Raw genomic sequence first — 20,246 nt, forward strand, 5'->3', positions numbered from 1 at the left:
GGCGGCTGACGCGCAAAGCAAGAAGGGCAGCCTTGTGGGCTGCCCTTCTCACCTTTAGGTGGTGCCGGAGATAGGAATCGAACCTACGACCCCATCATTACGAATGACGTGCTCTACCAACTGAGCTACTCCGGCGGAAACCTGAAACTTGTTCAAACCGTGTCCGCGTTACCTCACCATCGGACCGCTGGCGGCCCTAAAGCCTTGTACCGCATGCCTTCTGCCTCCGCCACCACGACAACCGCGTCGCGATTACGAATGCGCCGCTCTACCAACTGAGCTATTCCGGCGAGGCCGTGAATTCTAGGGGGTGCAGGCCACTTTGGTCAATCAGGGAAGCGCGCGCGCCGCCGAACCGCCGCGCGCCAACGGGCTGGCCCGACGTGCTCCAGCAGCACCAGGCCTTGACGCACCAGCCCCTACAGTGGATTCCCCACCTCCGGAGGCATCCCATGCGCCCCTGTCCCCGCTTGGCCGGTCTGCTGCTGTCATCCCTGTTGTTCAGTGCCCCCGCGCTGGCACAAGGCACGGTGCCGATGCCGCAGCCCCCGGACCAGCAGTGGCAGCTCCTGTTCCAGCAGGTCCAGGGCGCACACCTGTTCAAGGATCAGAAGACCTTCGCGGACGCAGTGCCCCACCAGCCCAGCGCTGCCCTGCTCACCCAGTGGCAGCGCGCCAGGACTGAGCCCGGATTCGACTTGGCAGCCTTCGTGGCCAAGCACTTCGCGGTGCCCGGTGACACCCAGCCGTACGTGCCACCTGCGGGGGAGACACTGCGCGCGCATATCAATGGGCTGTGGCCCGTGCTGACCCGCACCACCGACACGGTGGATCCGAACGGCTCGCTGCTGCCGCTGCCCAAGCCCTACGTCGTGCCCGGCGGGCGCTTCCGCGAGGTGTACTACTGGGACAGCTATTTCACCCTGCTCGGGCTGGCCTCCAGTGGTCGCTGGCAGCAGGTGCGCGACATGGTGGACAACTTCGCGTTCCAGCTCGACAGCTACGGCCATATCCCCAACGGCAACCGCAGCTACTACCTCAGCCGCTCGCAGCCGCCGTTCTTCAGCCTGATGGTGGATCTGCTCGCCACGCATGAGGGCGACGAGGCCTACCGCCGTTACCTGCCGCAGCTGCGCATCGAGCATGCGTTCTGGATGCGCGGCGCGGAAACGCTGGCCGCGGGCGAGGCGCGCGAACGCGTCGTGCGGCTGGCGGACGGTCAACTGCTCAACCGCTATTGGGACGACCGCGCGGTGCCACGCACCGAGTCCTGGATGGATGATCTGGCCACCGCCGCCCAAGCGCCGCAGCGCGCGCCTTCGCAGGTGTATCGCGACCTGCGCGCCGGTGCGGAGTCGGGCTGGGATTTCAGCTCGCGCTGGCTTGCCGAGCCGTCTGCACTGGCGAGCATCCACACCACGGCGATCGTGCCGGTGGATCTGAACAGCCTGCTGTTCCATCTGGAGATGACCGTGGCCCGGGCCAGCAAGGCGGCCGGTGATCGCAGCGGCGCACGCACCTTCACCGAACTGGCGAAGGCACGTCAGCACGCCATCAACGAGCTGCTTTGGGATGACACGCAAGGCTGGTACGTGGATCGCGATCTGGAGCGCGGCCAGACCCGCCCTGCCCTGACGGCGGCGGCGTTGTTCCCCTTGTGGCTGGATGTCGCTGGCCGCACGCAGGCACGCCGTACCGCGGAGGCCGTACAGGCTCAGTTGCTGCGCGACGGCGGGCTGCTGACCACCACCGTGACGACCGGCCAGCAATGGGATGCCCCGAATGGCTGGGCACCGTTGCAGTGGGTCGCGGTGGACGGGCTGCAGCGCCATGGGCAGGACACCCTCGCCCGCCGGATCGGCACGCGCTTCCTGCGCACCGTGCAGACGGTGTACGACCGCGAGGGCAAGCTGGTGGAGAAATATGTGGTGGACGGTTCGGCCGCCGGCGGCGGCGGTGGCGAGTACCCGCTGCAGGATGGCTTCGGCTGGAGCAACGGGGTCACGCTGGCGCTGCTGGATCGCCTGTGTGCGCCGAAGCGTGCGTGCGAGAGCGCCCAGGATGTGGACGCCGCGGACTGAGCCAGCGGCCTCCACGCAGCGCACTCACCGCGCCTTCCACAACTCCGCCAACCGGTCCGGCTTACCCGCGATGCGCTCCAGCGACGGGTACTTCAGCCCATCGTGGTAATCCAGCGTCACCGTATCGATGCGATCGAAGCTCTTCACCAGCAGCGTCAGCGGCGCCTTGTCGGTCTTGGCGGCGGTGATCGCCTCCTTCAACTGCTCGGCCTTGAACACCCGGCCATTGAGCGCGACCACGCTCATGCCGGGAATCAGGCCGGCATTGAAGGCCGGGCTGTCCCACAGCACATCGCCGATGTAGCCGGACTCGCTGACGGACAGGCCGATGGAGTACAGCAGGTTGCTGTTCTTGCCGCGCGTCTCCTGCGCCTTGAACGCCTCGTTCGGCGTATCGGTGTAGACCAGCTTCCAGCCGGCCGCTTCCAGACCGCCGATCAGCGGCCCGTGCCCGTCCAGGCGCTCGCGCAGGAAGCTGGCCCAGTCGAACGGCGCCACGCCATTGAGCGTGCTCACCACGTCTTCGAAGGTGTACGGATGGACGTTCCAGTCGCCATCGTTCATGCCGAAGAACGCCTTGGCGAAATTATCCAGGCCGCGCTTGTTGCCGGTCAGCGCGCGCAGCTTGCCGTCCACGTCCAGCCACACCATCTGCCCGCCGGAGTAATAATCCTCGCTCATCTGATAGTTGCGGAACGCCAGCGCGCGGCGCTGTGCGATGGTCGGGTCGTTGGTGGTGTCCTGCAGGTTGCGCCAGGCAAGGCCGGGGCGACCGCGGTCGTAAGTGCCCGCCACATTGGCCAGCACGTCGCGTGCCTGCTGCGGGCTCCACAGGCCGGAGCGCGCGGCCAGCACCTGGCCCCAGAACTGGGTCTGGCCTTCGTACAGCCACAGCAGGCTGTCGCCCATCGGCACGTTGAAGTTGGGGGTGGTCAGATCGGCGCCGCGACGGTACTTGCCGTTCCAGGAGTGGTTGAACTCGTGCGGCAGCAGATCACGGCCCAGCCAGGTCTTGTCCCACTCGGTGAAGTAGCCGGTGTCGCCGCTGTTCTCGCTGGAGCGCTGATGCTCCAGGCCGATGCCGCCGAGCTTGTCGGTCAACGCCAGCAGGAACTCGTAGCGGTCGAAATGGCGTGCGCCGTAGAGCTTGTACATCTGCTGCACGAGCGCGCGATGCGCCTGGATCTGCTCGGGCTTGGCGGCCAGCGATTTGGCCTCATCGGCGAACACATTCAAGTGCACCGGCACCTTCGCACCGGGGTCCAGATCGAAGCGCTGGAAGTGGCGGCCGGCGAACAAAGGCGAGTCGACCAGATGGTCGTAGCTGATCGGCTTGAACACCACGGTGTCGCCTTCGCGGCGCTCGGTATCCAGCGCGGTGGCGTACGACCAGCCCGGCGGCAGCGTGACGGTGGCCTGCGCCTGGATGTTGCGGGTGATCACCCCGGCCGGGTACAGCGAATTGGCATTCCACTGCAGGTTGAGCATGTCCGGGGTCATCACCACGCGGCCTTGGGTGCCCTGCGAAGAGAGGAACTTGAACTCGGCCACCACTTCGCTGGCGCCCTGTGGCACCTGCACGGTGAAGGCGTAGACGTCGTACGGATCGCGCGTCCACTGCAGCGGTGTGCCGTTGGCGGTGACGACCAGGCCGGCAAGCTTGTCGATCGGGCCACTCGGCGAATGCGCGCCGGGCAGCCACTGGGGGTACAGCAGGGTCAGCGGGCCGGGCTTGGCGGGCACCGTGGCCTTGACCTTGAAGATGCGTCGCCCGATGTCGCGCGCGTCCACGTCGATGCGCAGCAGGCCCGGGAAGGCCACGTCCTGCGGCGGCGGTGTCTGCGCCTGCACGCCGGTGGCGGACACGGCCAGCAACACGGACAGGGCAATGGCACGCATCTTCATGAGGCAGGCTCCAACGGGGGAAGCCTCGATCCTAATCCTCCGCCAGCGCCCTGCCCCCTGGCCAAAGGTCATGCGTCACGTTGCGGCCATGATTGGCACAGCGGCGCGCAGTGACGTTCTGTGTGCCGGTCGGGATCAGAGCCAATCGGGGTGCGCGGCCGGCCAGCGGCCGGCACTACCTTGGCGGAGACACGGCAGGTATGGCGGAATGCTGCGCGGTCAGTCGACCAACCGCAGCCGCAGTTCCTTCGGCAGCGCGAACACCATCGATTCCGGCTCGCCTTCCAGCTCGCCCACACCGGTGGCGCCGAGTTCCTTCAGGCGCGCGATCACACCATCCACCAGCACCTGCGGGGCCGAGGCGCCTGCGGTCAGGCCGATGTGCTTCTTGCCGGCGACCCACGCCGGATCGATCTCGTCGGCACCGTCGATCAGGTAGGACTCCACGCCATCACGGCGCGCCAGTTCACTCAGGCGGTTGGAGTTGGAGCTGTTCGGCGAGCCGACCACCAGCACCAGATCGCACCGCTTGGCCAGGTCGCGCACGGCGTCCTGACGGTTCTGCGTGGCGTAGCAGATGTCGTCGTTCTTCGGGCCCTGCATCGCCGGGAAGCGGGTGCGCAGCGCGTCGATGATGCTGCGGGTGTCATCCACCGAGAGCGTGGTCTGGGTGGTGTAGGCGAAGTTCTCCGGCTGGTCGATGACCAGCGTGGCGACATCTTCCACATCCTCCACCAGGTAGATCTGGCCGGTGCCGCGCTCGCGGCTCCACTGGCCCATCGTGCCTTCCACTTCCGGGTGCCCGGCATGGCCGATCAGCACCACGTCGCGGCCGGCGCGGCAGTGGCGGGCCACTTCCAGGTGCACCTTGGTGACCAGCGGGCAGGTCGCATCGAACACTTTCAGACCACGGCGGTCGGCTTCCTGGCGCACCGCCTGGGACACGCCGTGGGCGCTGAAGATCACCGTGTTGTCGTCCGGCACTTCGTCGAGTTCTTCGACGAAGATCGCGCCGCGGGCCTTGAGGTCATCCACCACGAACCGGTTGTGCACGACCTCGTGGCGCACATAGATCGGCGCACCCAGGGTCTCGATCGCGCGCTTGACGATCTCGATCGCACGATCGACACCGGCACAGAAACCACGCGGATTGGCGAGCAACACATCCATCGGTCAGATACTCCGGCCGGCGTGAGCCGGGTTGTTACGGATACAGGAGGGAATTATCCCGCTTTTTTGGCAGCCTTGCCGTCGAACAGGCCGAACAGGGCGATACCCACCGCGCCGACCACGATCGCCGAATCAGCGATGTTGAACGAGGGCCAGTAATGGTCCCCGATATGCCACTGGATGAAGTCGACCACGTGACCGTGCATGAGGCGGTCGATCACGTTGCCGATCGCCCCGCCGATCACCAGCGCGTAAGGCACGGCGCTGCGCCAGGCACCGCGCGCGGTGCCCCACATCCAGTACGCCATCAAGCCACTGATGCCCACCGCCAGCGCGGTGAAGAACCACAGCTGCCAGCCACCGGCATCACTCAGGAAGCTGAACGCCGCACCGGTGTTGTAGGTGCGGTACCAGTTCCAGAAGCCCTCGATGACCACCACCGGCTCGTACTCGGGCAGGCTGGACAGCACCCAGGCCTTGCTCCACTGGTCGGCGATGATGATCACCGCCGACAGCAGCAGCCAGATCAGCGCGTTCGGACGCGGACGGGCGGCGGCCATCAGAACCACCGCCGGTCTTCGCCGGCACCGTCGATGTTGGTCACGCAGCGGCCGCACAGTTCCGGGTGCGCAGCGACCGAGCCGACATCGGCGCGGTAATGCCAGCAGCGCACGCACTTCTGCTTGCCGGTCGGCTGGGCGCTGACGAACACCTCGTCGGTGGTCGCCGGGCGCACCTGCACGTCACCGCTGATCAGCAGGAAGCGCAGCTCCTCGGCCAGCGGCTGCCAGCGCGCGGCGGTCTCGGCATCGGCGGCGACGGTGATCTCCGCTTCCAGCGCCGCACCGATCGCACCATTGGCGCGCATCGGCTCAAGCACCTTGGCGACTTGCTCGCGCAGGGCCAGCAGCTGATCGAAGTCGGTCGCGTTGAGCGGTGCATCGGCCGGCAGCGGGGCCAGGCCCTCGTACCACGTGGCGAACAGCACGTTCTCCTTGCGCTCGCCCGGCAGGTAGCCCCACAGCTCATCGGCGGTGAAGCTCAGGATCGGCGCGATCCAGCGCGTGAACGCTTCGGCGATGTGATACATCGCGGTCTGCGCCGAACGACGGCCGCGCGAGTCCACCGGCATGGTGTACAGGCGATCCTTGGTGACATCCAGGTATACCGAGCCCAGATCCACGCTGCAGAAGTTCAGCAGCAGCTGCACGATCTCGGCCATGTTGTAGCCGGTGTACGCCGCCTTGATCTTCTCCTGCACCTCGAAGGCGCGATGCACGATCCAACGATCCAGCGCGACCATGTCGGCGGGGGCGACCAGATGCTGGGCCGGGTCGAAGCCGTCCAGGTTGCCGAGCAGGAAGCGCGCGGTGTTGCGCAGGCGCCGGTAGGCATCCGCGTTGCGCTTGAGGATTTCCTGCGACAGCGACATTTCATTGCTGTAATCGGCCGAGGCGATCCACAGGCGCAGGATGTCCGCGCCCAGGGTCTTCATGATGTCCTGCGGCTCGATGCCGTTGCCCAGCGACTTGGACATCTTGCGGCCCTTCTCATCCACGGTGAAGCCGTGGGTGAGGCACTGCTTGTACGGGGCCTGCCTGTCGATGGCCACGCCGGTCAGCAGCGAGGACTGGAACCAGCCGCGATGCTGGTCCGAGCCTTCCAGATACAGATCGGCCGGCTTGCCGAAGCCACGCGCCAGCAGCACGCCTTCATGGGTCACGCCCGAGTCGAACCAGACATCCAGGATGTCGGTGACTTTCTCGTACTGCGCCGCTTCATCGCCCAGCAGCTCGGCGCTGTCCAGCGAGTACCACACGTCGATGCCTTCGGCCTGCACGCGGTCGGCGACCTGTTGCATAAGCTCGACGGTGCGCGGGTGCGGCTCACCGGTTTCGCGGTGGGTGAACAGCGCGATCGGCACACCCCAGGTGCGCTGGCGGCTGATGCACCAGTCCGGGCGGCCATCGACCATCGAGCCGATACGCGCCTTGCCCCAGCTCGGGAACCAGCCGACGTTGTCGATCGCGGCCATCGCATCGCTGCGCAGGTTGGCCTTGTCCATCGAGATGAACCACTGCGGGGTGGCGCGGAACACGACCGGCGTCTTGTGGCGCCAGCAGTGCGGGTAGCTGTGCACGATCTCGACATACGCAAGCAGCGCACCGGAGGCACGCAGCACATCGACGATCAGCGGCTGCGCCTTCCACAGGTGCACGCCCGCCAGTTCGACGTCGCCCGCTGGCGGGGTCGAGGACAGGTAAACGCCACGGCCGTCGACCGGGTTGATCTGGCCGGCGTTGTACTTCTCCATCAGCCCGTATTGCTGGCTGACCACGAAGTCTTCCTGGCCATGGCCCGGCGCGGTATGCACCGCACCGGTACCGTCTTCGTCGGAAACGTGCGCGCCGTTGAGCAGCGGGATGTCGCGCTGCGGGTAGAACGGATGGGCCAGCAGCAGGTTTTCCAGCGCGGCGCCGGCGGCACGACCGTGCACGACCAGGCCGTCCACACCGTAGCGCTGCAGCGAACGCTCGGCCAGCGCGGCGGCCAGCACCAGCCAACGGCGCTTGCCGTTGTGGGCCGGGCCTTCGGCCAGCACGTACTCGATCTCCGCACCGAGCGACACCGCCAGCGAGGCCGGCAGGGTCCACGGGGTGGTGGTCCAGATCGGCACCGCCACCTCGACATCGGCCGGCAGCGCCACGCCGAAGCGCTCGGCCAACTGCTGCGAATCACGCGACACGTAGGCCACGTCGATCGCCGGGGAGGTTTTGTCCTGGTATTCGATTTCGGCCTCGGCCAGCGCCGAGCCACAGTCAAAGCACCAGTGCACCGGCTTGGCGCCGCGCACGATGTGACCGTTGGCGAACACCTTGGAAAGCGCACGGATCTCGTTGGCTTCGAAATCGAAGCTCAGCGTCTTGTACGGGTTGTCCCAATCGCCGATCACGCCCAGGCGCTTGAAGTCGCGGCGCTGCAGGTCGATCTGCTCTTCGGCGAACTCGCGGCACTTCTGGCGGAACGCGACCGCATCGAGCTTGACGCCGACCTTGCCCCACTTCTTCTCGACCGCGATCTCGATCGGCAGGCCGTGGCAATCCCAGCCCGGCACGTAGGGCGCATCGAAGCCGGCCAGGTAGCGCGACTTGACGATGATGTCCTTGAGAATCTTGTTGACCGCGTGGCCCAGGTGGATCTGGCCATTGGCGTAGGGCGGGCCGTCGTGCAGCACGAACAGCGGGCGGCCCTGCGCGTTGTCGCGCAGGCGGGCGTAAAGGCCCTCGTCCTCCCAGCGCGACAGAATGCCCGGCTCGCGCTTGGGCAGGTCGCCGCGCATCGGGAATTCGGTTGCCGGCAGATGAAGGGTGGCTTTGTAGTCCTGGCTCACGCAGTGGCTCGCAATCTGTGTTCGGAAAGGATGTGACGGGCCTGTTCGGCGTCACGGTGCATCTGGTCGGTCAACGCAGCCAGATCTTGGAACTTTTCTTCGTCGCGCAGCTTGGCGACGAACTCGACATCGATGTGGCGGCCGTACAGGTCGCCCTGGAAATCAAACAGATGCGCTTCCAGCAGCGGCTCCACGCCATCCACGGTGGGACGCGTACCGAAGCTGGAGACCGACGGCCACGGCTGGTCGAACACGCCGTGGACCCAGGTCGCGTAGATCCCCGACAGCGCCGGCGTCTTCGGGAAGCGCAGGTTGGCGGTCGGGAAGCCCAGCGTACGGCCCAACTGGCGGCCGCGCACTACCCTGCCCCCAATCGTATACGGCCTGCCCAGCAGATCGCCGGCATGGCTGAAATCACCGGCGCGCAGCAGTTGGCGGATGCGGGTGCTGGAGATGCGCTCGCCATGCAGGTCGACTGGCTCGATCTCACCGGCACTGAAGCCACGCTCGTGGCCCATCGCCTGCAGCAGGGCCAGATCGCCCTTGCGGCGGTTGCCGAAGCAGAACTCCGGCCCGATCCACACCTCGCGCGCGCTCAGACGGTGCACCAGCAGCTGCTCGACGAACGCCTCGGCCTGCATCGCGGCCATGCGCGCATCGAAGCGCAGCAGGCCGATCGCATCCACGCCGAGTTCGCGCAGCATCGCGACCTTGTCGCGGGCCAGCGTCAACCGCGGCGGCGGCTCGCCCTGGGCGAAGTACTCGCGCGGCAGCGGCTCGAAGGCCACCGCGACGGCAGCCACGCCCAGCGCGCGCGCGCGCGAAACGGCGTGGCGCACCAACGCACGATGACCCAGGTGCAGGCCGTCGAATGCGCCGATGCAGACCACGCTTCCGTGCGGGAACAACTGCCCGCCTTCGACGTTTCTAAACAGCCTGCTCATCTACGTGGAATGCGGCCCACCAGGGCCGATGCTTTGCAAGAGATAGCCATGAAGTATAGCCGGGCTGCCCCCGGATCAATGCTCCCGCAGGTGGCGCGGTCGGAAGCCCATGGCGACCAGGGCCACCAGATAGGTCAGGCCACCGCCGCCGACCAGCAGCGCGAGGTTGCCGATCCGGTGCCATTTGTCCATGCCGGTGAAGTCCGCCATCCCGTAGCGCAGGCCCAGCAGCACCGCCACCATCGCCAGGCAGGCCAGCCCCAGCTTGGTGACATAACCGCCCCAGCCCGCCTTGGGCTGATAGACATCGGTCTTGCCCAGCCAATACCAGAGCAGGCCCAGGTTCAGATAACTGGACAGCGCGCTGGCGATACCCAGCGCCAGATGCAGGCCCGGTTGCTTGCCCAGCGCGACCCACACGCCCTGCGCCTTGAGCGCCTCCGGCACCATGACGTGGTACAGCACGGCCAGCAGGATGAAGTTGAACACCATGTTGGCCACCAGCGCGGCCACGCCGGCGCGGACCGGGGTGCGGGTGTCCTGGCGTGCGTAGAATGCCGGCAGCACCACCTTGAGCAGCGCGAACGCTGGCAGGGCGAAGCTCAAGCCATACACCGACAGCGCGGTCATCCGGGTATCGAACGCGGTAAAGCGGCCGTACTGGAACACGGTGGCGATCAGCGGTTCGGCCAGCAGCAACAGGCCCAGCATGGCGGGAATGGCGATCAACAGCGTCGTGCGCAGGCCCCAGTCCAGCGCACTGGAGAAGCCGGCCTTGTCGGTACTGACGTGGTGGCGGGCCAGCGCCGGCAGGATCACCGTGCCCAGCGCCACGCCGAACACGCCCAGCGGCAGTTCCAGGAAGCGGTCGGCCAACGACAGCCAGGACTGCGAGCCGTCGGTCAGCTTGGCGGCGATCACCGTATCCAGCAGCAGGTTGATCTGCGCGATCGAGGAGCCGAACAGCGTCGGCACCATCAGGGTCAGTACCTTGCGCACCCCCGGATGCCGCCAGCCCCAGCGCGGCAGGGTCAGCAGGTTGATGCCCTTCAGCGAGGGCAGCTGGAACAACAGCTGCAGCAGGCCGGCCGCCAGCACCGCCCAGCCCAGGGCCAGGATCTGCTTCTCCGGGGTGCCGCCCAGCCGCGGGGCCAGCCACAGCGCACCGGCGATCATGCACAGGTTGAGGATGACCGGGGTCAGCGCGGGCATCGCGAATTTCTGGAAACTGTTGAGCGCCCCGCCCGCCAGGGCGGTCAGCGAGACGAATAGCAGGAACGGGAAGGTCAGCCGGAACAGGTCCACCAGCAGGCCGTGCTTGGCCGGGTCGGTATCCACCCCGCTGGAGAACAGGGTCGCCAGCTGCGGCGCGAAGATCAGCGCCAGCGCGGTCACCAGCAGCAGCACCCCACCCAGCGTGCCGGCCACCCGCGACATCAGCTCGCGCAGTTCGGCGTGAGAACGGGTTTCCTTCACCTCCGTGAACACCGGCACGAACGCGGTGGCGAACGAGCCCTCGGCGAACAGCCGGCGCAGGAAATTGGGCACCCGGAAGGCGACCCAGAAGGCGTCGGTCACCGCATTGGTGCCGAACGTGGTGGTGATGACCAGGTCGCGAACCAGCCCGAGCACCCGCGAAATCATGGTCATGCTGCTGAAAGACAGCAGGCCCCGCAACATCCTTGGTGAACTCACCCGTGTTCCCTCTTGACAATTGACTTGACGTACATTTTTCGAGCCATCATACTTTCCAGCTTGCTGTTCCCATTACACCGATTTTTCAGGAAACCACCACTGTGGCCAATATCAAGTCCGCCAAGAAGCGCGCCAAGCAGACCGTCGTGCGCAACGCGCGCAATACGGCTCAGCGTTCGATGCTGCGCACCGCTGTCAAGAAGGTGATCAAGGCTCTGGATGCCAACGACGCCGCCGGCGCCGAGGCAGCCTTTGCTGTTGCCCAGCCGATCCTCGACCGTTTCAGCTCGCGTGGTCTGATCCACAAGAACAAGGCTGCTCGCCATAAGAGCCGCCTGACCGCGCGCATCAAGGCCATCAAGGCCGCCTGATACGGCGCTGCGGGTGTCGTAGAGCCACGCGCTGCGTGGCTTCGACCCAGCCGCAGAAAAAAGCCCGGCCCCGGCCGGGTTTTTTGTTGCCTGCGATCTCGAGTGCCCATCGCGATCGACGGCAGGGGCACGCCATGCGTGGCTGGCACCACAGAAAAACCCGGCCGGAGCCGGGTTTCTCAGGGGCGCGCGGGTGCGCTCAGTACGCATCGCGCGCTTGCGCCTCGTCTTCCTTCTGGCGGTCGAAGAAGGCCATGATGTTGTTCATGATCGGCCAGGTGCCTTCGCGGCCCAGCGCCGAGACCAGGTACCACGGTTGGGTCCAGCCCAGTTCGGCGACGATCTTCTCGGCGGCGGCCTTGGCCTCGTCCTCGAACATCAGGTCGGCCTTGTTCAGCACCAGCCAGCGCGGCTTGTCCAGCAGCTCCGGGTCGTGCTTTTCCAGCTCGCGCTCGATCGCACGGACCTGCTCGATCGGCGAGACACCCTCCACGCCGCCTTCCATCGGGGAGATATCCACGAGGTGCAGCAGCAGGCGGGTACGCTGCAGGTGGCGCAGGAACTGCGCGCCCAGGCCAGCGCCATCGGCCGCACCTTCGATCAGGCCGGGAATGTCGGCGATCACGAAGCTGCGGTAGTTCTCCACGCGCACGACGCCCAGATTGGGGTACAGCGTGGTGAACGGGTAATCGGCGACCTTCGGGGTCGCCGCGGACACGGCGCGGATCAGGGTGCTCTTGCCCGCATTCGGGAAGCCCAGCAGGCCCACGTCGGCCAGCAGTTTCAGTTCCAGCTTGAGCAGGCGCTCTTCACCCTCTTCACCCGGCAGCGCCTGGCGCGGCGAGCGGTTGGTGGAGCTCTTGAAATGCATGTTGCCCAGGCCGCCGCGGCCGCCCTTGGCCACCAGCAGGCGGTCGCCATGGCTGGTCAGATCGCCGATCACTTCATCGGTGCTGACGTTCATGATCACGGTGCCGATCGGCACGGTGATGACCAGGTCTTCGCCGCCCTTGCCATAGGCCTGGCGGCCCATGCCGTTCTCGCCACGCTGCGCCTTGAAGATGCGGTCATGGCGGAAATCGACCAGGGTGTTGAGGTTCTCGTCGGCGCGGATCCACACGCTGCCGCCATTACCGCCGTCGCCACCGTCCGGCCCGCCCAGCGGAATGAACTTCTCGCGACGGAAACCGATGCAGCCGTTGCCGCCATTGCCGGCGATCACCTGGATTTCTGCTTCGTCTACAAGTTTCATGATTCTGGATGCCAATCTGGAGGCGGCGGGCGCGAGGTGCACCCCACCGCAGAGTCTAACGGCCCCGGTACGATCCAGGGCCGGCGGCGGGAAATGTCCCGCCCGATAGTTGATACCAACGAAAAACCCCGCCGAAGCGGGGCTTTCGTCAGCGACCCCACGCCGTGGCGTGGGCGCCTGCGTACCGCTGAAGATCAGGCTTCGGCGACGACGCTGACGGTACGACGCTTCTTCGGGCCCTTGACCGAGAACTCCACCTTGCCGTCGACGAGCGCGAACAGGGTGTGGTCACGGCCGAGGCCAACGCCGGTACCCGGATGGAACTGGGTGCCGCGCTGACGCACGATGATGTTGCCGGCATCGATGGCCTGGCCACCGAAGATCTTGACGCCGAGGTACTTCGGGTTGGAGTCGCGACCGTTGCGCGATGAGCCTACGCCCTTCTTATGTGCCATGACTGCTTCTCCTTATTACTTGCTGCCACCGGCAATGCCGGTGATCTCGATTTCGGTGTAGTACTGACGGTGACCCTGACGCTTCATGTGGTGCTTACGGCGACGGAACTTGATGATCCGGACCTTGTCGGCACGACCCTGGGACACGACCTTGGCAGTGACCGAAGCGCCGCTCAGCGCGTCGCCCAGCTTGATGCCATCGCTGTCGCCCAGCATCAGGATGTTGTCGAACTTGATCTCGTTGCCGACTTCGACTTCGAGCTTTTCAACGCGGAGCGTTTCGCCCTGCGCCACGCGGTATTGCTTACCGCCGGTTACCAGTACTGCGTACATGACCAGACTTCCTCTGTAGTTATTGTGGTCTATGGACTGCCGCCATCGAGGGCGGACAGAAGCGGAATTTTAATGACTTCAACCACTTCGGGTCAACCCACCCCCTGCTCGGACCCGGATTTGGCTGAATACGGTTCAGGTAACCGGCTGGCGGGGTCTCAGGGAATGAGACATGGGGGTGGCAAAGTCCGCGATTGCCCCCAAATCCCAAGCTCGGTAGGCTGACCGATTGCCGTTTCCGATTGCCCCACCCGCTTGCCGGCTCCCTGAGCCGAAGCCCCACAACGGATCCCCCATGGCGATGGATTTCATCCGCATCCGCGGCGCGCGGACGCACAATCTCAAGAACATCGATCTCGACCTCCCCCGCGACAAGCTCATTGTCATCACCGGCCTGTCCGGCTCGGGCAAGTCCTCGTTGGCGTTCGACACCATCTACGCTGAAGGCCAGCGCCGTTACGTGGAGTCGCTGTCGGCCTATGCCCGCCAGTTCCTCAGCGTGATGGAAAAGCCGGACCTGGACCACATCGAGGGCCTGTCCCCGGCGATCTCGATCGAGCAGAAGTCGACCTCGCACAACCCGCGCTCGACCGTCGGCACGATCACCGAGATCTACGACTACCTGCGCCTGCTGTACGCCCGCGTCGGCAGCCCGCGCTGCCCGGACCACGGCTACCCGCTGGAAGCGCAGACCGTCAGCCAGATGGTCGACCACGTGCTGACCCTGGACGCCGAGCAGCGCTACATGCTGCTGGCGCCGGTGATCCGCGAGCGCAAGGGTGAACACGCCCAGGTCTTCGACCAGCTGCGCGCGCAGGGGTATGTGCGCGTGCGCGTGGACGGCCAGCTGCATGAAATCGACGCGGTGCCGCCGCTGGCGCTGCGCCAGAAGCACACCATCGAGGCGGTGATCGACCGCTTCCGCCCGCGCGAGGACATCAAGCAGCGCCTGGCCGAGAGCTTTGAAACCGCGCTGAAGCTGGGCGAAGGCATGGTCTCGGTGCAGTCGCTGGACGTGGAGGACGCCCCCGCGCATCTGTTCTCGTCCAAGTACAGCTGCCCGGTCTGCGATTACTCGCTGCCCGAGCTGGAACCGCGCCTGTTCTCGTTCAACTCGCCGGTCGGCGCCTGCCCGGGCTGCGATGGCCTGGGCATGGCCGAATTCTTCGATCCCTCGCGCGTGGTGGTGCACCCGGAGCTGTCGCTCTCGGCCGGTGCCGTGCGCGGCTGGGACCGCCGCAATGCGTATTACTTCCAGCTGATCGCCTCGCTGGCCAAGCACTACAAGTTCGACACCGACGCGCCCTGGCAGAGCCTGCCCGAGGACGTGCGCCAGGCGGTGCTGTTCGGCAGTGGCGAAGAAACGATCACCTTCACCTACTTCACCGAAGCCGGCGGCCGCACCCAGCGCAAGCATCGCTTCGAGGGCATCATTCCCAACCTCGAACGCCGCTACAAGGAAACCGAATCGGCGGCGGTGCGCGAAGAGCTGGCCAAGTACATCAGCGAACGCAACTGCCCCGAGTGCAACGGCCAGCGGCTCAACCGCGCCGCGCGCAACGTGTTCGTAGCCGACCGTGCGCTGCCGGAACTGGTGGTGCTGCCGATCGATGAAGCGCTGAAGTTCTTCAGCGGCATGGCCCTGCCCGGCTGGCGCGGCGAGATCGCCGGCAAGATCGTCAAGGAGATCGGCGAACGGCTCGGCTTCCTGGTCGATGTCGGCCTGGATTACCTGACCCTGGAGCGCAAGGCCGACACCCTGTCCGGTGGCGAAGCCCAGCGCATCCGGCTGGCCTCGCAGATCGGCGCCGGCCTGGTCGGGGTGATGTACGTGCTCGATGAGCCCTCGATCGGCCTGCACCAGCGCGACAACGAGCGCCTGCTCGGCACCCTGACCCGCCTGCGCGACCTTGGCAACACGGTGATCGTGGTCGAGCATGACGAAGACGCGATCCGCCTGGCCGACTACGTGCTGGACATCGGTCCGGGCGCGGGCGTGCACGGTGGCGAGATCGTCGGCCAGGGCACGCTGCAGGACATCCTGGATGCACCGCGTTCGCTGACCGGGCAGTACCTGTCGGGCAAGCGGGCGATCGAGATCCCGGCGCGCCGGCATACGCCGAACCCGAAGATGACCCTGCACCTGCGCGGTGCCAGCGGCAACAACCTCAAGGGCGTGGACCTGGACATTCCGTCGGGCCTGCTGACCTGCATCACCGGCGTGTCCGGCTCGGGCAAGTCGACCCTGATCAACGACACCCTGTTCTCGCTGGCTGCCAACGAGATCAACGGCTCCTCGCACCCGATCGCCCCGTACAAGGAAGTGGACGGGCTGGATCTGTTCGACAAGGTGGTGGACATCGACCAGTCGCCGATCGGCCGCACCCCGCGCTCGAACCCGGCCACCTACACCGGTCTGTTCACCCCGCTGCGCGAGCTGTACGCGCAGGTCCCCGAAGCGCGTGCGCGCGGTTATTCGCCGGGCCGCTTCAGCTTCAACGTGCGCGGCGGCCGCTGCGAAGCATGCCAGGGCGATGGCCTGATCAAGGTGGAAATGCACTTCCTGCCGGACGTGTACGTACCCTGCGATGTCTGCCACGGCAAGCGCTACAACCGCGAAACGCTGGAGATCCTCTACAAGGGCTACAACATCAACGACGTGCTGCAGATGACCGTCGAAGATGCGCTGAAGCTCTTCGAACCGGTGCCGAGCATCGCGCGCAAGCTGGAAACGCTGGTCGATGTGGGCCTGAGCTACATCAAGCTGGGCCAGAGCGCGACCACGCTGTCCGGCGGTGAAGCGCAGCGTGTGAAGCTGTCCAAGGAACTGTCGCGCCGCGATACCGGGCGCACCCTGTACATCCTGGATGAGCCGACCACCGGCCTGCACTTCCACGACATCGAAGCGCTGCTCGGCGTGCTGCACAAGCTGCGCGACGAAGGCAACACGGTGGTGGTGATCGAGCACAACCTGGACGTGATCAAGACCGCCGACTGGATCGTCGATCTGGGTCCGGAAGGCGGCCATCGCGGTGGCACCATCCTGGTCACGGGCACGCCGGAAGACGTGGCGGCCTGCCCGACCTCGTACACCGGCCAGTTCCTGGCCAAGATGCTGCCCTCCACCAGCGCGCGCCCGGAACAGCCGGCGGCCGTGGCCAACAAGCCCGACGCCCGCCCGCCGCGCAAGGCCAAGCCGGAACCGAAGAAGGCCGTGCGCAAGACCGCCGCGACCAAATCCCCCAGCAAGACCAAGAAGAAGACCGCATGAGCAACGAGCACAAGATCCTCGCCCGCGTGCCGATCAGCGTCCGCTGGCGCGACATGGACAGCATGGGCCACGTGAACAACGCCAAGTACATCTCCTACCTGGAAGAAGCGCGCGTGCGCTGGATGCTGGGGGTGGAGGGCGTTTCGATGACCGACCGGATCGCACCGGTGGTGGCGGCGACCAACGTCAACTATCGCCTGCCGATCGTGTGGCCCAACGACATCGTGGTGGAACTGTTCGTCGAGCGACTCGGCAACAGCAGCGTGACCATCGGCCACCGCATCGTGGACGAGAAGAACGACAGCACGCTGTATTCGGACGGCAACGTGGTGGTGGTCTGGATGGACACGCAGACCGGCAAGAGCGCGCCATTGCCCGAGGCGATCCGCACCGCGTCGAGCTGACAGGGTTTGCAACATCGAACCGAGAGGTAGTGCCGGCCGCTGGCCGGCAGCTTCGTGATCCTGATGATCCGCGTGGGTGCCGGCCAGTCGCCGGCACTACCGTTCCATGCCCCATGAGGCCTTACGGTACCGCGCTGCGCACCTGCAACGTTCCATCCACCTTGCGCCCATCTTCCAGGCTCAGCCGCAACGGCAGCTGCGCGCCTTCCTTGAGCGCCACCTCCGGCTGCATCAGCATCAGATGCAGTCCACCCGGTTTGAGCGTGACCGTCGTGCCCGCCGCGATCGGCAAGCGCTCCACCGCGCGCATGCGGCTCACACCATCAACCAACGTGGTTTCGTGCAGCGACACATCACCGAACGCCTTGCTGCCGGCGGCAACCACCACCACCGCCTTGCCGCAGTCATTGCGGATCTGGCCATAGCCGGCCGCCATCGGCATCGCGCCCGGCGGCATGCGTACCCACCCCTCGCGCAGTGACACACAGGCCGGCTCTGCCGTCACGGCCGATGTTGCGAACGCACACAGCCCCAACAATACGCACACGAATGGTTTGGTTATCATCGGCTTCGTTCCCTGTCCGCAACGAGACTGCAGCATGACGACGCTCATCGAGGTGATCAACCATGGTCCCATCCGCGAACTGCGGCTGGCCAGGCCACCGGTCAATGCGTTGGACACCGAGCTGTGCCGGCACCTGATCCACGCGATCAACCAGGCCATGTCCGATGACGTGCACGGCATCGTGCTGTCCGGCAGCGAGCGCATCTTCAGTGCCGGCATGGACGTGCCGCACCTGCTCGGCCACGGCGATGACAAACACAAGCTGCTGGACAGCTGGCAGGCCTTCTTCGGCGCCGTGCGCACGCTGGCCGAATGCCGCGTCCCGGTGGTTGCCGCCATGACCGGGCACGCCCCGGCCGGCGGCTGCGTGCTCGCCTTGTGTTGCGACTACCGGATCATCGCGCGCAGCCCCGATGCCGCCCATCCCACGGTGATCGGACTGAACGAAGTGCAGGTCGGGTTGGTCGCACCGGAAGGCATCCAGCGCCTGATGCGCCGCGTGGTCGGCCATCATCGGGCCACCACCCTGCTGGTCGGTGGCGAGATGGTGCCGGCCGAGCGTGCACTGCAGATCGGGCTGGTCGACGAAGTGGTCGACGCCAATCTGGTGGTCGCCCGCGCCGTGGCCTGGCTGCAGAACCTGCTCACGCTGCCGCGCCAGCCGATGCTGCTGACCCGCGCCATCGCCCGTGCCGATCTCCACGAGGCCCTGCACGCCGACCTGATCCAGCTGGATCGCTTCATCGAGGCCTGGTACGCCCCGGACGCCCAGCAGGCGCTGCAGGGCTTAGTGGCCAGGCTGGGCAAGGGATGACCCACCACAGCTGAAGCGCCCGCGCACACCGGTAGTGCCGGCCGCTGGCCGGCTCCCGCTGCGCCTGGACACGACGCGGAGCCGGCCAGCGTCCGGCAGTACCGGACCCCGTATAATCGGCGCCAGTCCAACCCAGGTTGCCGCCTTTGTCCGCCACGCACGAACCCGTCGTTTCCGAGCTGATCGACCTGCTCTCGCTCGAACGCCTGGAAGACAATCTGTTCCGCGGCCAGAGCCGCGATATCGGCACCAAGTACGTCTTCGGTGGCCAGGTGCTGGGCCAGGCGCTGTCGGCCGCCCAGAAGACGGTCGAGAACGGCCGTCACGTGCATTCCTTGCATGCCTACTTCCTGCGCGCCGGCAACATCGACCATCCCATCGTCTATGACGTGGATCGCACCCGCGATGGCGGCAGCTTCTCCGTGCGCCGGGTCACCGCGATCCAGCACGGCAAAGTGATCTTCTTCTGCGCCGCGTCGTTCCAGCAGGCCGAGACGGGCGCCGAGCACCAGCACAAGATGCCGGAAGTGCCGCAGCCCGAAGACATCGAACCGAACCAGCCGCTGCCGCAGGCCGTGCTGGATCGCCTGCCGATCAAGGTACAGCGCTGGCTCTCGCGGGGCGGTCCGTTCGAGTTCCGCCATGTGTACCCGCGTGACGAACTCAACCCGCCCAAACGCCCGCCGTACCACCAGGTCTGGTTGCGCCTGAACGAGACCGTCGGCGATGCACCCGAGCTGCATCAGGCGCTGCTCGCCTACGCCTCGGATTTCCACCTGCTCGGCACCGCGACCTTCCCGCACGGCATCAGCTACTACCAGCCGCATGTGCAGATGGCTTCGCTGGACCATGCGATCTGGTTCCACCGTCCGTTCCGCGCCGACGACTGGCTGCTGTATTCGCTGGACAGCCCCAGCGCGCAGGATTCGCGCGGCCTGGCCCGCGGCCAGTTCTTCACCCGCAACGGTATTCTGGTCGCCAGCACCGCGCAGGAAGGCCTGATCCGCGTGGTCGATGACAGTGCTGCGGCCGCCGCCGTGCCGGCCAAGGACTGACATGAGACAGATTTTCAACAGCCAGCGCGTCGAGACCGTGGAAGGCGTGGCCCAGCTGCTGCGCGACGCCGGCATCGAAGTGCGTATCACCAACGGGCGCTCGTACCACAGCAAGCGCGGCAGCCAGTTCAGCTATCTGGACAAGGAAAAGGCCACCACCCACCCGACCCTGTGGGTGGTGCACGCCGACGACCAGCCGCGCGCCCGCGAGATCCTGCGCGATGCACGCCTGCTGGAAACCACGCGGCGCGATCACCCGACCGCGCAGTTCGCGTTCCGCGATGAGGTCGCCCAGAACGACGCGCCGCGCAACTGGGCCTGGCGCATCCGCATCGGCCTGCTGCTGGTGATCGCCGCCGTGGCGATGGTGGTGGTCATGCGCCACCGCAGCGCCCCGGTCGTGGCGCCCGCGCCGGCATCGGCTCCGGCACCGGCCGTGCAGCCGACGGCGTCACCGAACGCACCGGCAGCCACCCCGCCGGAAGAAGAGGAAGTGCGGGTCCGGATCCAGCCCACCGAGTAACGGGTAGTGCCGGCCGC

17 protein-coding genes and 1 tRNA gene are annotated in these 20,246 nt (G+C 66.3%); 7 read left to right on the forward strand and 11 right to left on the reverse strand.

Annotation, left to right across the window (positions count from 1 at the left end; all coding sequences use genetic code 11):
* Positions 1 to 59: 59 nt before the first annotated feature.
* Positions 60 to 135 (reverse strand) — tRNA-Thr (locus AC13F7_RS08800).
* Positions 136 to 452: 317 nt separating this feature from the next.
* Between AC13F7_RS08800 and treA the strand changes: the two genes are divergently transcribed.
* Positions 453 to 2,081 (forward strand): alpha,alpha-trehalase TreA, encoded by a 1,629-nt coding sequence (gene treA / locus AC13F7_RS08805; RefSeq protein ID WP_482999886.1) that lies wholly within the window; start codon positions 453 to 455, stop codon positions 2,079 to 2,081.
* A gap of 24 nt (positions 2,082 to 2,105) precedes the next feature.
* Here the strand turns inward: treA and AC13F7_RS08810 are convergent, their stop codons facing one another.
* The 6 genes from AC13F7_RS08810 to murJ all read right to left on the reverse strand — a co-directional run bounded on the left by AC13F7_RS08810 (position 2,106) and on the right by murJ (position 11,171).
* Positions 2,106 to 3,986 (reverse strand): M61 family metallopeptidase, encoded by a 1,881-nt coding sequence (locus tag AC13F7_RS08810; protein WP_482999887.1) that lies wholly within the window; start codon positions 3,984 to 3,986, stop codon positions 2,106 to 2,108.
* A gap of 219 nt (positions 3,987 to 4,205) precedes the next feature.
* Entirely contained in the window at positions 4,206 to 5,156 is a 951-nt protein-coding gene (ispH, locus tag AC13F7_RS08815) for a 4-hydroxy-3-methylbut-2-enyl diphosphate reductase (RefSeq protein ID WP_123728670.1), read from the reverse strand.
* Between the two features lie 53 nt (positions 5,157 to 5,209).
* Positions 5,210 to 5,716, reverse strand: a complete 507-nt coding sequence (gene lspA, locus AC13F7_RS08820; protein ID WP_265309399.1) for a signal peptidase II — start codon at positions 5,714 to 5,716, stop codon at positions 5,210 to 5,212.
* Positions 5,716 to 8,547 (reverse strand): isoleucine--tRNA ligase, encoded by a 2,832-nt coding sequence (ileS, locus tag AC13F7_RS08825; RefSeq protein ID WP_482999888.1) that lies wholly within the window; start codon positions 8,545 to 8,547, stop codon positions 5,716 to 5,718. The genes lspA and ileS overlap by 1 nt, the downstream gene beginning before the upstream one ends.
* A complete protein-coding gene (locus tag AC13F7_RS08830; protein WP_482999889.1) occupies positions 8,544 to 9,491 on the reverse strand; it encodes a bifunctional riboflavin kinase/FAD synthetase in 948 nt (315 codons plus the stop codon). Before AC13F7_RS08830 ends, ileS begins: the two co-directional genes overlap by 4 nt.
* Before the next feature lie 75 nt (positions 9,492 to 9,566).
* On the reverse strand, positions 9,567 to 11,171 hold the full coding sequence (gene murJ / locus AC13F7_RS08835) for a murein biosynthesis integral membrane protein MurJ (RefSeq protein WP_353086245.1): 1,605 nt from the start codon (positions 11,169 to 11,171) through the stop codon (positions 9,567 to 9,569).
* Positions 11,172 to 11,287: 116 nt separating this feature from the next.
* On the opposite strand from murJ, the gene rpsT reads away from it, so the two are divergent.
* Positions 11,288 to 11,557 (forward strand): 30S ribosomal protein S20, encoded by a 270-nt coding sequence (gene rpsT / locus AC13F7_RS08840; RefSeq protein ID WP_019184515.1) that lies wholly within the window; start codon positions 11,288 to 11,290, stop codon positions 11,555 to 11,557.
* Between the two features lie 199 nt (positions 11,558 to 11,756).
* Here rpsT and obgE read toward each other — a convergent pair whose 3' ends face one another.
* The 3 genes from obgE to rplU all read right to left on the reverse strand — a co-directional run bounded on the left by obgE (position 11,757) and on the right by rplU (position 13,597).
* Positions 11,757 to 12,809, reverse strand: a complete 1,053-nt coding sequence (gene obgE / locus AC13F7_RS08845; protein WP_481470608.1) for a GTPase ObgE — start codon at positions 12,807 to 12,809, stop codon at positions 11,757 to 11,759.
* 194 nt (positions 12,810 to 13,003) lie between these two features.
* On the reverse strand, positions 13,004 to 13,264 hold the full coding sequence (rpmA, locus tag AC13F7_RS08850; protein ID WP_019184517.1) for a 50S ribosomal protein L27: 261 nt from the start codon (positions 13,262 to 13,264) through the stop codon (positions 13,004 to 13,006).
* 15 nt (positions 13,265 to 13,279) lie between these two features.
* Positions 13,280 to 13,597: a 50S ribosomal protein L21 gene (gene rplU / locus AC13F7_RS08855; RefSeq protein WP_019184518.1), complete on the reverse strand. Its 318-nt coding sequence runs from the start codon at positions 13,595 to 13,597 to the stop codon at positions 13,280 to 13,282.
* Positions 13,598 to 13,892: 295 nt separating this feature from the next.
* On the opposite strand from rplU, the gene uvrA reads away from it, so the two are divergent.
* A complete protein-coding gene (gene uvrA / locus AC13F7_RS08860; protein WP_482999890.1) occupies positions 13,893 to 16,868 on the forward strand; it encodes an excinuclease ABC subunit UvrA in 2,976 nt (991 codons plus the stop codon).
* A complete protein-coding gene (locus AC13F7_RS08865) occupies positions 16,865 to 17,272 on the forward strand; it encodes an acyl-CoA thioesterase (RefSeq protein WP_088432134.1) in 408 nt (135 codons plus the stop codon). The genes uvrA and AC13F7_RS08865 overlap by 4 nt, the downstream gene beginning before the upstream one ends.
* Before the next feature lie 121 nt (positions 17,273 to 17,393).
* Here AC13F7_RS08865 and AC13F7_RS08870 read toward each other — a convergent pair whose 3' ends face one another.
* A complete protein-coding gene (locus tag AC13F7_RS08870) occupies positions 17,394 to 17,837 on the reverse strand; it encodes a copper chaperone PCu(A)C (RefSeq protein WP_483000143.1) in 444 nt (147 codons plus the stop codon).
* 34 nt (positions 17,838 to 17,871) lie between these two features.
* On the opposite strand from AC13F7_RS08870, the gene AC13F7_RS08875 reads away from it, so the two are divergent.
* From AC13F7_RS08875 to AC13F7_RS08885, 3 genes are all read left to right on the forward strand, one after another.
* Entirely contained in the window at positions 17,872 to 18,651 is a 780-nt protein-coding gene (locus AC13F7_RS08875; RefSeq protein ID WP_482999891.1) for an enoyl-CoA hydratase/isomerase family protein, read from the forward strand.
* A gap of 146 nt (positions 18,652 to 18,797) precedes the next feature.
* A complete protein-coding gene (tesB, locus tag AC13F7_RS08880) occupies positions 18,798 to 19,706 on the forward strand; it encodes an acyl-CoA thioesterase II (RefSeq protein WP_088432131.1) in 909 nt (302 codons plus the stop codon).
* Between the two features lies 1 nt (position 19,707).
* Complete coding sequence (locus AC13F7_RS08885; protein ID WP_481470724.1) at positions 19,708 to 20,229, forward strand: putative signal transducing protein; 522 nt, start codon at positions 19,708 to 19,710, stop codon at positions 20,227 to 20,229.
* Positions 20,230 to 20,246 lie beyond the last annotated feature (17 nt).

It is taken from the genome of Stenotrophomonas sp. K-6, assembly GCF_056861555.1.